We start from the raw sequence: 13,441 nt of genomic DNA, 5'->3' as shown, positions 1-13,441 counted from the left end.
AGTAGCGTTCTACCTGATATCTAACCAACTACTTGCACATGCTGGGGTCTGACCCAGGGAAAACCCTATCGGATAATCGGCTGATTGGCAGGCGAAGAAATATCGATAGCATGTGTTTTTTAATCAAAATATGGGTCCCAGCATGCAAGAAAGCAGTCTTCCAGAACATCATCAAATTATACCTCTAGAAAATCCCGTTAATGGCTGGGGCCCCAAACATAAGCCTAATGGGAAAAAGCTTCTTATCACAAAAGAAGCAAATTACTTTTTGCGCAACTTAAACACTTATCAACGTAATGAAGTTTATCGTGCGGTTTCAAGGCTTGTTACCGAGGGCGGTTATGGTGCGTCTAGTGGAGGCTTTAAACTGAAGCCTATGTTTATGCGCGCTAAGACTGATGGAATTGCAGCAGCAGGTAACCTAAATCTTGTGTACTGTGTTAACTCAGACGAAATAGTGATTAGTTCAATAGGAATTAATAAGGATGCAGTTGGTAGCAAAATACCTTCAAGTAATGAAAGTGCACAGTTATATGAAGTGCAAAGAAAAAACAGAGTTAGATATCATGAGAAAACTTCTGTAGCAGATCTAAAAGAGATAGAGAACTCATGGGGCTTTCCGGTTCCGACAGTCGAAATTAAGACCGAGCATGCAGCTGTGAATGGAATGCTTAACGATCTTAACAAGGCGACTTGGCTAATGGGAACCCATTTGGACACGGCATACTGGGGAGACTCTCCTGAGCAATATACTTTGTTTCATAACCCAACACAGGGAGTCTTTATAGATCTTTTCGAGTGTGTTCAGGATAAAATCAGCACCTCCAAAGTTTGTCGTCATTTGGCTTCCGTGCTGACGGACTGTCAAAGGAAGGGGCGTAAAGTAAAGTGGATTTGCCACAGTCAAGGAGGAATAATATTCACCCGTGCAGTGGAACTGGTAAATGATATGGGTATTAGCCTGCAAGGACATAAAGTTGTTATTCATGCTGGAGGTAATGACCGTGATAGGGCGATAGAAGCCTTCAAAAAAGCAGGAATTGAAGTTATCGATATTGACAGAGATAGCCCATTTGATATGGTGCCGAACTTAGCAGGAGGAAAAGATCGGTCATGGTCCTCCTTCAAGCGATGTTTGAGATTCACTTTGTATGTCGCAGGGTTTGGAGACAGACCAATGCAAACGAGCCCACATACACTGCCTTATCTAAACTTGGAGTGCAGCATTAGGCATTTACAAATGCATGGAAAACATAAAGCTGCCAAGAAACTTATAGACGAGCAAAACAGGTTAGGCGGATGCTAAAAAAGCTGTTTGGAAAGCTAATGACTGGCAAAGGGCCTGATTTCTCAGTAAGAAATACCAAGGTATGTCATATTGGCGGCTATGAGTTACGTTTTACGGTGCCGGGTAATGTTTATATGCCCGGTACACCAAGAGATGCGCTGCCTTCTCAAGTGAACTTGAAATCAGACTATTTTGAGCCGTATTCGACAGAAAAGCTAAATAGGACTTTTATTCAAGTTGCATTTGAATGGTGGGCTTATAAAGGAACGATTGTTCAAGGTGACCTTGGCCAATTAGGAAAGTTATGCTTAACAATAGATGTTAACAAGATTGAGTCCCACTCAACCGTAAAGAAAGATGATCTTGATTCTTTCACTCAGTATTTAAAGAAAGACTATTGGCGCTACTATGAAGCTGAGGATGGCGTTAATCAGGAAGTCAGGAGGAGGTTTGCAAAAAATGGAATGGACCCTGATGACGTTCCCAGTCAGTTTCTGGTGCAAACTCCCGATGAATATACACGGGAGAAAATAAACGGCGTTACTTGGCTTTCATATAGCTTGACAGGTGAAGGAACGGCGGGGTTACGTAAATCATATTATTGGGCAGTTCCTCTTAGTGACGACTATTATTTGACGGTCTCTTTTGACATGACCTTTGAGCAAGGGGATAAGGACGATCGTTTACATAGAATGCTGGATGATGCTCGCAGGATCATGTCCGCCGTTGAGCTGCGTGAATAAAGCGTTGTCCTAATGAGTGGAGCGGCAAGGCGGCGTAATCCTATCACTATGCTTGCTCACTGAGGCGGTAAAGCTGTTTGCGGTATTATGACGCTAAGTTATGAACAAGCTATTCGGAGACTGTAATTTAATTTGCGCTCCACCAAAGCCGCCTCCCGACACACCTCCAATAACGATCCCGCCAGTTCTTCATCATTAATCGCCCGGGCGATGGCCATGCCGCCGATCATGACGACGGCTGTACGCATGGCTTGTTGTTCCGATGCGGCGTCTTCCGGGTTCAGGTGTTGTTGCAGGGCGTTGACGAAGCCTTTGAATACCCGGGTGTAGGTGTCGCGGACTTGCTCTTCCCGTTGCGCGATGTCGGTGGTGAGGAAGGCCAGCGGGCAGCGCACTTGTTCTCCCTGGCGATGTTCCAGGCTTAGGTAACCATTAATTAATGCCTCTAACTGTGGCGGCTGATTTTCGTCGGGGTGCAACATCGCCCGGCCCTGCAGGGCGGAGGTGACGATGGCCTCTGCGTAGAGTTGGGTTTTGGAAGAGAAGTGGGCGTAGAAGGCGCCGCGGGTCAGACCGGCGTCGGCCATCACGTCATTGATGCCTACTTTATCAAAGCCATTGAGCGCGAAGAGTCTCGCTGCGCTGTCCAGAATGCGTTCTCGGGTTTGTTGTTTATGTTCGGGCTTCCAGGGCATTTCAGACTCGCTTTAAGGTTCGTGTGTGGTGGATGACAGCATAAAACAATCGAAAAATATGTTCTTGATCATATTGTGCTGAAGGCTAGCATGTTGTCCGACACTAACAAAGACAGGAAATTCGATAATGAGCGCACAAGTACATATTCTGGGACCGCAATTCAGCACCTTTGTCCGTACCGTCATGCTGTGCTGTGAGGAAAAAGGCGTTTCCTATAGCCTGGGCTTCAGCATCAATGGCGAGGAGGTGGAGTATAAAGGCCTCGAACACCTCAAACTCAACCCATTTGGCAAAGTACCTGTGCTGATTCACGGCGACCGTAAGCTGTACGAAACCGCATCCATTTGTCGCTATCTGGACGCGCAGTTCGATGGCCCCGCACTGCAACCGGAAGACGTCTATCTGCGAGCGTTGGTAGACCAATGGTCAGCCGCGCTCTCCCTCTATGTTGATCAGGCGATTGTGCGGGAATATCTGCTGGAGTTGGCCTTTCCTAAAGGCGAAAATGGCGAGGTGCGCTGGAATAAAGTGTCCGAAGCGCAACCTAATGTGATCAAAATGCTGCAGGTATTGCAGGCTCAACTGGGCGAGTCCGACTTCATTTGCGGCGCGCAGTACAGCATCGCCGACGCCCTGGTGACGCCGATGTTGGATTACCTCTCCAATCTGCCGCATGCCGCCGAACTGATTGCGCCAGGTTCGAACCTTGAGGCGTATGTCGGGCGAATGAGGCAGCGCCCGGCCGCTAAAACCGTACTGACGGCGATGGCGAAATAGGCTGGAAATTACAGAGCTGAGATGCAAGCGCCTTGAACCGGATTGAGGGAGATCTTCCTGGGTTCAAGGCTTCGCCGCGATACCGATGCGTCCGTTCGTCATGTCTTGCTGAACGCAGGCTATACTCAGGAAGAATGCTGGAAAGAAAGTTTTCAGGACGAATAGTGAGGAGTCGTAGGATGCTGGCAAAGACCCACGCAAAGGCGATTTTTCTACTGGCGACAATCTTATCTCTGCAGGCGTCAGGCGCGGACAATACCGTCAAGCTCACCAACGGCGAATGGATGCCTTATACCTCAGAAACACTCAAGCATGGCGGGGTGTTTACCCATATTGTCACTGAAGCCCTCGCACTGTCAGGATATAAGGCCGAATATCAATACCATCCCTGGAAACGCAGTTATCAATTGGCGCAGGAAGGGAAAGCCGATGGCTCGTTGACCTGGGCTCCCACGCCTGAACGGGAACGGGATTTTATTTTTTCCAACCCTGTCACCTATAACAAAAAGGTGATATTCCACCTGAAAAGTTTTGATTTTAACTGGAAGGGCGTTGATGACCTGACTGGATTGCGTATCGGCGCCACCGACGGCTACACCTATGGCGAAGCGTTCGATCGCGCAGCGAAAGAAGGCGTGTTGTCCGTGGAGTATGTTGTTTCTGACAAGCTGAACATCCGCAAACTGCTGGCGGGCAGGATTCAGGTTTTCCCGATGGAGATTGAGGTGGGGTATTCGCTTATTAATCAGGAACTGTCGCCAGTGCAGACTCTGTTGATCACGAATCACCATCGTCCCATTATGGAGACGCCTATCTGCGTTGCGGTGTCCCGAAAAATTGATCCTGACCGGGCGAAATTAATACTTAAAGCTCTTAATGACGGACTGGAAAGTCTCCGAAACTCTGGGCGTTACGAAGAAATGCTATGGCAGTCGCGCATCGGAAAATACCGACTCAAGAGCAATACCCGTTCACCGGGTGAAAGCGTGGAGATTCCTGGGCTTTCAAAAGGAAGCTGGCCGCTCATAAAGGTTGCGGCGTCAACACCAAGTGCGACAAAGCGTGCGTTGGCGGAACAATAGCGCATTTAGCCGATACAAGGCGCACTCGTCATTGGCATAGAATTCAGGTTCGCCCAATTAAGAGACCTTCCTTTTCCGCCAGCGGCTAATAGCATTAAGGATAATCGCGAATGACAGTGTTCTACTACCAATCATTTAATTCAAACGCCAGTAAAACCCGAGACGCCATCGCCGCCTTGTCGCAAGCACATGCGCGCAGCACGCATGACAAAATGGCTTCTGGAGAAATCTTGACCGCACGCAAAAGACCGGCGCCGGACGACGGGCATGCTTCCGGTCCGCCCAAGAAAGTGGCGAAGCTGGCCGCGCCCACCGCACATGGCGCGTCGCCAACCATTCCTGTTTTTGGTCCGCCCATGCGTTTGTTTATGGAGCCGGCAGGGGCTATGAACAAAGGCTCGCTGACGGTGGTGCAGTTTCAATCACTGGTGCAGGGCAAGGCGCGTGAAATCCATCAGGATGTGATCAGGTCCATCGGGGCTCCTATCGATCTGGGCGTATTTGGAGAAATCGACGGCAACCATTCCGACTGGAATTTCCTGAAGGACCACTTCGGAGACCTGCAACACGCGGTTTCAACAGGAAAAGCCTGCAATAGTTTTAGCGTCTATGACTGCGCCAAGCTCAAAGCCGAAATAATCGGGTCAGGGGATGGCTGGATAGCGGTTAAGAAGGACTGGGTCAACATTGCGTTTGTGCATGTTCCCAATGCAATCGCCAAAGATAAAGCGCGCGTCCAGCAGTTTTACAGGGATATCAACCAGGCCTTCATGTCAAAAGGAAAAGGGGGGCTGGATGTCGTGATGGGGGACACGAATCAGAGCAGCAGGGGATTTACCGCAACGGCGATCTCCGAAGCGCTTGATATCCCATTCACCAATGCCGGCGATTCACACGAATTCACCACCGCCGATACTCATGACAATCTCTTTCACGGCACGAACAGCAATGGCAAGGATGTCTACGATGTCGCGGTTTACAATACGCGTTCGATAGAGTTCAAAAAGTTCGACTATATCTCCCAGGCGACGACTTCCACCAACTCTGCGGTGGCTTTCACCGATCATATGGGCATGGCGATTTCCGTCAGCAAAAGAATACCCTTTATCTAAGTAAACCCATGGACGGCAATCGTGGTGAACGCCGCTCATCGCTCGACCACTCTCCGTAAAACTACACAAACTTTAATGACGCATATTGTGCAACCAAAAAGTTGCGCATATACTTGCAACCGAATAGTTGCATAATTGTTGCGATAATATGAAGCGAGATATTTTTCAGGCGATCGCTGATCCAACACGCAGAGCCATTATGGTGTTGATCGCCGCGCAGGGTATGACCCCCAACGCCATCGCCGATCATTTCGAAATGACCCGCCAGGCGACATCGAAGCACATTCAGATTTTGAATGAGTGCGGTCTGGTGACGCAGCAGAAGCAGGGGCGGGAAATCTTTTACCAACTCAGGCTGGAAAAAATGCAGGAAATTGACGTTTGGCTGGAGCAGTTCCGTAAGCTGTGGGAGGAGCGGTTCAGCCAGCTCGATGCGCTGTTAAACACCCTCAAATCAGGAGATAGAGAGCCATGAACGCGAATCTTCAGTTCGACTTCATCGTTGATAAGGACAACAACACCATTACCGTCAAAAGAGAGTTTCAAGCGAAGCGTCAACTGGTCTGGGATTGCTATACCAAAAGCGAGCTGCTTGACCAGTGGTTTGCGCCCAAGCCGTTCACCACGAAAACCAAAACCATGGACTTTCGCGAAGGCGGTTGCTGGCACTACGCCATGATCGATCCAGAGGGAACAGAATATTGGGGAAGGTTGGACTATCAAACCATCCGACCCATTGAAAACTATACCGCTTTGGACGGCTTCAGCGACGCCACTGGCGAAGTTAACCCTTCCATGCCGCGCTCGAAGTGGGACGTGACCTTTGAAGAAAAAGCGGAGCACGCATTAGTCCACACCGTCATTGCCTATAACACGCTTAAAGACCTGGAAACGGTCATCCAGATGGGGATGAAAGAAGGACTGACGTCGACACTGGAGCGACTGGACGAGCTGCTTTTGACTTTCAAGTAAGCATCCATGGGAACTTCAAGTATAGTGTGATGAAAAACCGGAAGCAGCCTGCTGGTTTGCTTCCGGTTTTTGCTTATCAGCACAGGAAAAAGGAACAGACAGAATGGGGCAGCAGTTTTCAGAAATCTCAGACAAATTGACTCAGTTTATTCAGGAACAAAAGTTGTTTTTCGTAGGTACCGCCGCTCGTGAGGGCAGGGTGAATATTTCTCCCAAAGGCATGGACTCTCTGCGGGTGCTTGGCCCCAATCGCGTCATCTGGCTGAACGTCACGGGCAGCGGCAACGAGACCTCTGCGCATATTCAGGAATGTCCCAGAATGACAGTCATGTTCGCCGCATTCGAAGGAAACCCTTTGATTCTACGCCTGTACGGCGAGGCCAAAGTGATTCATAGAAATGATCCGGAATGGGAAGAACTGCTCGCCCATTTCAACCCCATCCCCGGCGCCAGACAAATCTTCGACCTGAATGTCGACCTGGTGCAATCCTCCTGCGGCATGGCCGTTCCTTTCTACGACTACGTCGAAGACCGTGAACTGCTAAAAAACTGGGCCGCCAAAAAAGGCGACGAAGGCGTCAAAGACTACTGGAAACAAAAGAACGAACTCAGCCTGGACGGCAAAGAGACGCATATTGTTGAGAAGAGTGTTTGATAGTCGTTAGCTAGCTGTTATGTCCAGCCCATCATTAACTGATCTTGTTTATTGCTCTCACCAACTGTTTCTTTCTGTTGCTTTTGTGGGTTTATTGTATTGATTGTTTGGCGGCGCGCATAGAGCGTCTCGTTGTGACTATTGGCCTGCCGGCTGCTTCAGGCGCGGAGTCTGGCGGATCGGGGGCGTCGGTGATGGTGTTTTTAGGTGGTGTCAGGGAAGTTTGCGCGTTCTCACTAATCGAACTATATATTTTGGGGGCTGCGCGCTCCGGTCGCAGGTCTGGATCATTTCTTGTCCAGCCATGGCGTGAACGGAGGCGCGGTTTATCCATTGATTAGTGTGAGTTTATCAGGAAGTTTACTGCGCATAATCGTGGCGGGGTTGCTTCCGACAATATGCAGCACCATGGAGGACTACTCGACATGACATGCAAGAATGAGAAGCAAGGCGCGGTGCATAGCGGTTTGTGCGGTGTTACCTATCCCTGCACCAGAATCGCTTCTTCCACCGATATTCGCGCCTCACACCAACGGGATTGCTCACTGGGCGGCGGTTTCGTAGCTCTGGGCGATGTGCATCAGACGTTAGGTTATGAGGCCAGCATGGACCTCATCAATCTGGACGACCTGATTCAATTTGTCGATAAGCGCGCCAAATTCGGCACCTATTGCAATATTCCCAGGTCCAGCGGCCGCGCCCACTTTTGTGTGGATAAAGGACGTCGGACTGTTGAAGGGCGGCGACTGTCCTGGTTGTGGGTGTTTCCTGACGGGAATGTGCGCCCGGCCCATAAAATTCTGACGGACAACCCCACTTATGTGTGGACCAAGCAGCAAATCATCGACGCCTACCGCGCGGCTAAAAATCCGGGTCTACCCATGTTCACCCGTCACGTGGACAAGCATTCGGAACTGGCGATCACTTTCTGTCTGCCGCTGCCATAAACGGCGCCATACTCATCAAATCCAGATCGCCGCTGACAGCGTAATCATTCTAGTAGGGTGGATACGCTGTCGCGCCCGTCCCAAACGGCCTCAAATGCTAACTCTGCTATCCTGTGACTGATAATAGCTATCGTTATGATCGAGAACCTATATTGGTCAACTCAACTGCGCACGTACTATAACTGAATCACTGGACGAGACCTGTTAATAGCTTGAATACGAATGGAGAGAACGCAATGTCTGATAGCAAATGTCCCTTTCATCACGCGCCAGCGGAGGGAACGTCGAACCGGGATTGGTGGCCCAACCAGTTGCGGCTCGAAATCCTCCACCAGCGCTCTGCTTTATCCAATCCACTGGGTGAAGAATTTAACTACGCGGAAGCTTTCAAAAGTCTGGATCTGGCGGCGGTAAAGCAGGATCTGACGGCTCTGATGACTGACTCTCAGGATTGGTGGCCGGCGGACTTTGGTCACTATGGTCCTTTGTTCATTCGTATGGCATGGCACAGCGCCGGCACCTACCGCACTGGCGATGGCCGTGGCGGCGGCGGAACCGGCAATCAACGCTTCGCGCCGCTGAACAGCTGGCCGGATAACGTCAATCTGGACAAAGCGAGACGCTTGCTGTGGCCGATCAAACAGAAATACGGGCAGAAGATTTCCTGGGCTGACCTGATGATTCTCGCAGGCAACGTGGCGCTGGAGTCTATGGGCTTCAAAACCTTCGGTTTCGGTGGTGGACGTGCGGACATTTGGGAACCGGAGCAGGACATCTATTGGGGCGCCGAGAAAACCTGGCTGGACGACAAGCGCTACTCTGGCGACAGAGACCTTGAGAACCCTCTGGCCGCCGTGCAAATGGGATTGATCTATGTGAATCCGGAAGGCCCTAACGGTAATCCTGACCCGGTTGCGGCGGCCAAAGACATCCGCGAAACCTTCGCGCGCATGGCGATGGATGATGAAGAAACCGTGGCGCTTATTGCTGGCGGACACACTTTCGGTAAAACCCACGGCGCCGGCGATGCGGCGAATGTCGGACCGGAACCAGAAGCGGCGGGCCTGGAAGAGCAGGGCCTGGGATGGAGAAGCAGCTACGGCTCCGGTAAAGCCGGCGACGCTATCAGTAGCGGCCTGGAAGTCACCTGGACCGAAACGCCAACCCAATGGAGCAACAATTTTTTCGAGAACCTGTTCGGCTATGAGTGGGAACTGACCAAGAGCCCTGCCGGCGCTCATCAGTGGGTTCCCAAAGGCGGCGCCGGCGCAGATAAAATCCCCGACGCGCATGATTCCTCGAAGCGTCACGTTCCGACCATGTTAACGACGGATCTGTCACTGAGATTTGACCCGGCGTACGAGAAGATCTCAAGACGTTTTTATGAGCACCCGGATCAGTTCGCGGACGCATTCGCCCGCGCCTGGTTCAAACTGACCCACCGGGATATGGGACCGCGCGCGCGCTACCTCGGACCGGAAGTGCCCGCCGAAGACTTAATCTGGCAAGACCCGATTCCTGCAGTGGATCATCCGCTGATTAACGACCAGGATATCAGTGCGCTGAAGAGCAAGATTCTGGCGTCAGGCTTATCCGTGGCGCAAATGGTATCCACCGCCTGGGCTTCGGCTTCAACTTTCCGCGGTTCCGACATGCGCGGCGGCGCCAACGGCGCGCGCATTCGTCTGGCGCCGCAGAAAGAGTGGGAAGTCAATCAGCCTGATCAGTTGGCGCAAGTATTAAAGACCCTCGAAGGCGTACAGGCAGAGTTCAACAGCGCGCAATCCGGCGGCAAGAAAGTCTCACTGGCGGACCTGATAGTACTGGCGGGTTGCGCGGGAATTGAAAAGGCTGCGCAAAACGCCGGACACCCCATTAAGGTTCCTTTCTCGCCCGGCCGTATGGATGCGTCACAAGATCAAACTGACATTGAGGCGTTTGAGGTGCTGGAGCCCATTGCGGATGGATTCCGTAATTACACGAAAGGCAAATACGCCGTGTCGACGGAAGAGTTACTGGTGGACAGGGCGCAACTGTTGACGCTCACTGCGCCGGAAATGACAGCGCTGATTGGCGGTATGCGAGTTCTTAACACCAATGTTGGCCAGAGCAAACACGGCGTCTTCACCCAGCGTCCAGAGTCGCTGACCAATGACTTCTTTGTTAACCTGCTCGATATGGGCACGGTCTGGAAAGCGACCTCCAAGGAGGAGGATGTGTTTGAAGGGCGTGACCGAGTAACGGGTGACGTAAAATGGACCGGCACGCGCATAGACCTGGTGTTCGGTTCCAACTCGCAACTCAGAGCGCTGGCTGAAGTGTACGCCAGTTCCGATGCGCAGGAGCGCTTTCTGAAGGACTTTGTCGCCGCCTGGACTAAAGTCATGAACCTGGATCGTTTCGACTTGGCCTGAACGTTAGGCTTTCGTTCTTAGATATAGTGCAAACGCCTGCCCTAAGATGGGCGGGCGTTTTGCCGTTATTATTCACATGGCAATGATATTGGCATGTGAATCACCTAAACATACCCGATAGAGATATCCCAGTTGCATCTATAATTGTCTGCATCTGGCGAATGTCCGTCGTTAGACTCTCGTATAAAACCAAAAACGAAGCCTGGGGAGTAACCGCTGTTATTACGTTCAGGACACTTACATTTTTCAGGAGGAATAATGCTCATGTCGAAATACTCACGGGTTTATCGTTCAACGCTTCTATGGCCATTGCTCTGGCTACTGGCGGCCGCCTCGCTGCATGCCGCCCCCCAGGCGTCAAACAGCAGCTATGTGACCGCTATCAATACTCCGCTGGATATCACTCTCGGCGCGGCGCAGGACAGCGCTCTGCTTGAGTTTGGTATTCTGGCGCCGCCGTCTCATGGCGCGCTGACGCCGTCATTCAACTCGCCAGGGCAGCCGTCGGACACCCACAAATGGCGTTACACGCCGCAGACGGAATTCGTTGGCGTAGATGTATTTGAGTTCTATGTTCTGGACCGACAAGGGGAGAGGGCGCAGGCCAGGGTGACCATTTCCATCGAAGATGGGTTGATCAATCGATACTCATTTTCTCCCGCCAACGGCTACAACGGCGTGTCTCATATGTACGGCCCATATGTGGCGGATGCAGTCTACGGAGCAGGCAAACCGGTTAACTTCCCCTATCTGCAGCCGGGAGACCGCATCGAAATTGAGCCGGGAGCCCGCGGCAAAACTCTGCGTATCTGGGGGCTGCAAGGCACAGCGGAACGTCCCATCGTGATCATCAACAAAGGTCTGGTCGATCTGGGCAAAGGCGGTCACACCATTGAGCTGGACGCCTGCAAATATGTGCAGATCATGGGCGCAGGCGACGACGACCTGGAGAAGGGCATTCGCATTCATGACGGCGCCACCAAAGGCATCCGCATGGGGGAAGCCTATACGCAACATATTGAACTGGCGTATCTGGAGATTGACCATACGGTAATGGCGATCAGTTTCGGCAGCAAATATCCTTTGGGTTCCGCGCCGCCTACCGACGGCATTCATATTCATCACAATGATATTCATGACATCTCGGAGGAAGCTTTCTACCTGGGGAAAGCCGCAGATCAGGGTAATGGCTCCTATTCCACCACTCATGACCTGAGGGTCGCATACAACCGCCTGCGCGACATTGGCTATGAAGGCATTCAGATTCGAGGCCTTCGCGGCGCCAATAATCGTATCCATCATAATGAAGTGATCAACACTGGCTGGCTGCATGACGGCGGACCCAATGATATGCACGGGATATACGGATACGACGTGCAGCAGGTGAGCATTTACAACAATCTGGTTAAAGGCTCGGACCGCGCTGGCGTTTATCTGAAAGAGTATGTCCAATCCATAGACTCCCATTTCGAGGTTTTCAACAACCTGATAATCGACTCCGGCAGAGCGAACAACGGAAAGGGACATGGCATATTAATCTCCTCCGGCAGTCGCGCCAGTTTGTACAACAACACTATCGTCGGGGCGCGGGAATATGGGATCAGCTACTACAGCGACTTGCGCAGCGCCCATATCGCCAACAATCTGCTGGCGGACATTCAGGACCTGATCAGCCCGATCCGGGATATCGGCAATGCCGACATTGTGGTGGAAGGCAATGAGTTTTACGCTGATCCGGCGCAAGCGCAGTTTGTGAACGCCGATCAGGATGATTATCGGGTTGCTGCGAGTAATTCCGACATCGTAGACAACGCGACGCCGCCTCTGATCGCATCGTCGGATTACGCCGATCATCCGCGTCCAGGCGGTCCCGCGTCGGATATAGGCGCACACGAAAACCAACTGCCGGTCTCATGGGATCAGGCATTTGTTTATCCATCATCAGGAACGCTCAACGGGACGCTGGCGGGCTATGACCCGGAAACCGACGCGATCGCCTACACAGTGGCGACGCCGCCGCAGTATGGAAATGTGACGCTGCAGGGCCCTGATTTTATCTATGTCGCCGACCCAGGCTTCCCGGGGCAGGATCAGTTTACGATAGCGCTGAGCGATGGCGTGGGGCGGTCGACTGTTGCGACCGTCACTGTTGTCGGCGAGTAGACTGATTTGTTGGACGGTGGTCCCGGTATGACGCCTGACGTTGTATCGGGTCCGCCCTGTATTATTAATCCGGCAGACAAATAGCTTCCTTCTATTTGTCTGCAACGACAGGGCCTGCACAGGTCAGGCCCTGTCTCCCGCGGCTTGTCGCCGCGCAGGCGCGTCCATGCGCCTGGTGATTACATGCCAATATCATTGCCATGTTAATAAATCGGCTCAATATGCTCATTTATTCACGATAAACTGCGCTTTTTCACCGACGTTTTCAGAGGTTCCTTAGATGCCAGAGAGTCTTGAATATACCGGGCGCACCACAGATAGAAAAAGCGCCATCGCCTCCGTTGAACGGGCGCTGTTGCGGCATGGCGATTGGGGACCTTACGGCGACTTCTCCAGACCGCTTAATGAGCTATCAGGCGAATATAAAATAACCATTGAAGAGCGGCCTGATAGTTTCTCCGTCACGTGTATTTCCGCTGTATCCAATAGTGGGTTTGAAGTTTCTTTTTCTGTTTTAAAGAAAGACCTGTCTATCGATTTGCATAGCGTGGTTATTGGCGTTGATTGCCCCCCGCCAGAGATAGGCGAATAA

General features: G+C 51.6%; 13 protein-coding genes. 12 read left to right on the top strand and 1 reads right to left on the bottom strand.

Annotated elements, in window-relative coordinates; genetic code table 11:
- The first annotated feature begins 142 nt into the window (after positions 1–142).
- Both EUZ85_RS18820 and EUZ85_RS18815 read left to right on the top strand, forming a co-directional pair.
- Positions 143–1,306 (top strand): hypothetical protein, encoded by a 1,164-nt coding sequence (locus EUZ85_RS18820; RefSeq protein ID WP_127970829.1) that lies wholly within the window; start codon positions 143–145, stop codon positions 1,304–1,306.
- Positions 1,300–2,031 (top strand): hypothetical protein, encoded by a 732-nt coding sequence (locus EUZ85_RS18815; RefSeq protein WP_127970827.1) that lies wholly within the window; start codon positions 1,300–1,302, stop codon positions 2,029–2,031. The genes EUZ85_RS18820 and EUZ85_RS18815 overlap by 7 nt, the downstream gene beginning before the upstream one ends.
- A 98-nt stretch (positions 2,032–2,129) precedes the next feature.
- Here the strand turns inward: EUZ85_RS18815 and EUZ85_RS18810 are convergent, their stop codons facing one another.
- Positions 2,130–2,726, bottom strand: coding sequence for a TetR/AcrR family transcriptional regulator (locus tag EUZ85_RS18810; RefSeq protein ID WP_127970825.1), 597 nt, complete (start codon positions 2,724–2,726; stop codon positions 2,130–2,132).
- Positions 2,727–2,853: 127 nt separating this feature from the next.
- Here EUZ85_RS18810 and EUZ85_RS18805 point away from each other — a divergent pair, with 127 nt between their 5' ends.
- From EUZ85_RS18805 to EUZ85_RS18760, 10 genes are all read left to right on the top strand, one after another.
- Positions 2,854–3,504 carry a glutathione S-transferase family protein gene (locus EUZ85_RS18805; RefSeq protein WP_127970823.1) on the top strand — a complete coding sequence of 217 codons (651 nt, stop codon included), beginning with the start codon at positions 2,854–2,856 and terminating at the stop codon, positions 3,502–3,504.
- Between the two features lie 179 nt (positions 3,505–3,683).
- Positions 3,684–4,586 carry an ABC transporter substrate-binding protein gene (locus EUZ85_RS18800; protein WP_127970821.1) on the top strand — a complete coding sequence of 301 codons (903 nt, stop codon included), beginning with the start codon at positions 3,684–3,686 and terminating at the stop codon, positions 4,584–4,586.
- Between the two features lie 110 nt (positions 4,587–4,696).
- Positions 4,697–5,698 (top strand): hypothetical protein, encoded by a 1,002-nt coding sequence (locus EUZ85_RS18795; RefSeq protein WP_127970819.1) that lies wholly within the window; start codon positions 4,697–4,699, stop codon positions 5,696–5,698.
- Positions 5,699–5,846: 148 nt separating this feature from the next.
- The gene (locus EUZ85_RS18790; RefSeq protein WP_127970817.1) at positions 5,847–6,173 is read left to right on the top strand and encodes a helix-turn-helix transcriptional regulator; all 327 of its coding nucleotides are present in this window, start codon (positions 5,847–5,849) and stop codon (positions 6,171–6,173) included.
- Positions 6,170–6,670, top strand: coding sequence for an SRPBCC domain-containing protein (locus tag EUZ85_RS18785; RefSeq protein ID WP_127970815.1), 501 nt, complete (start codon positions 6,170–6,172; stop codon positions 6,668–6,670). The genes EUZ85_RS18790 and EUZ85_RS18785 overlap by 4 nt, the downstream gene beginning before the upstream one ends.
- 103 nt (positions 6,671–6,773) lie before the next feature.
- Positions 6,774–7,325 (top strand): pyridoxamine 5'-phosphate oxidase family protein, encoded by a 552-nt coding sequence (locus EUZ85_RS18780; protein ID WP_127970813.1) that lies wholly within the window; start codon positions 6,774–6,776, stop codon positions 7,323–7,325.
- A 425-nt stretch (positions 7,326–7,750) separates the two neighbouring features.
- Positions 7,751–8,272, top strand: a complete 522-nt coding sequence (locus EUZ85_RS18775) for a hypothetical protein (RefSeq protein ID WP_127970811.1) — start codon at positions 7,751–7,753, stop codon at positions 8,270–8,272.
- A gap of 236 nt (positions 8,273–8,508) precedes the next feature.
- Positions 8,509–10,686 carry a catalase/peroxidase HPI gene (katG, locus tag EUZ85_RS18770; protein ID WP_127970809.1) on the top strand — a complete coding sequence of 726 codons (2,178 nt, stop codon included), beginning with the start codon at positions 8,509–8,511 and terminating at the stop codon, positions 10,684–10,686.
- 264 nt (positions 10,687–10,950) lie between these two features.
- Complete coding sequence (locus EUZ85_RS18765) at positions 10,951–12,849, top strand: Ig-like domain-containing protein (RefSeq protein WP_164887291.1); 1,899 nt, start codon at positions 10,951–10,953, stop codon at positions 12,847–12,849.
- Between the two features lie 280 nt (positions 12,850–13,129).
- Positions 13,130–13,441, top strand: a complete 312-nt coding sequence (locus tag EUZ85_RS18760; RefSeq protein ID WP_127970805.1) for a hypothetical protein — start codon at positions 13,130–13,132, stop codon at positions 13,439–13,441.

Origin of the sequence: Hahella sp. KA22, from assembly GCF_004135205.1 — a bacterium.
Taxonomy (GTDB): Bacteria; Pseudomonadota; Gammaproteobacteria; order Pseudomonadales; family Oleiphilaceae; genus Hahella.
Note: the sequence above shows the minus strand (reverse complement) of the source record. Positions and strands in the feature narration are given on the sequence as shown.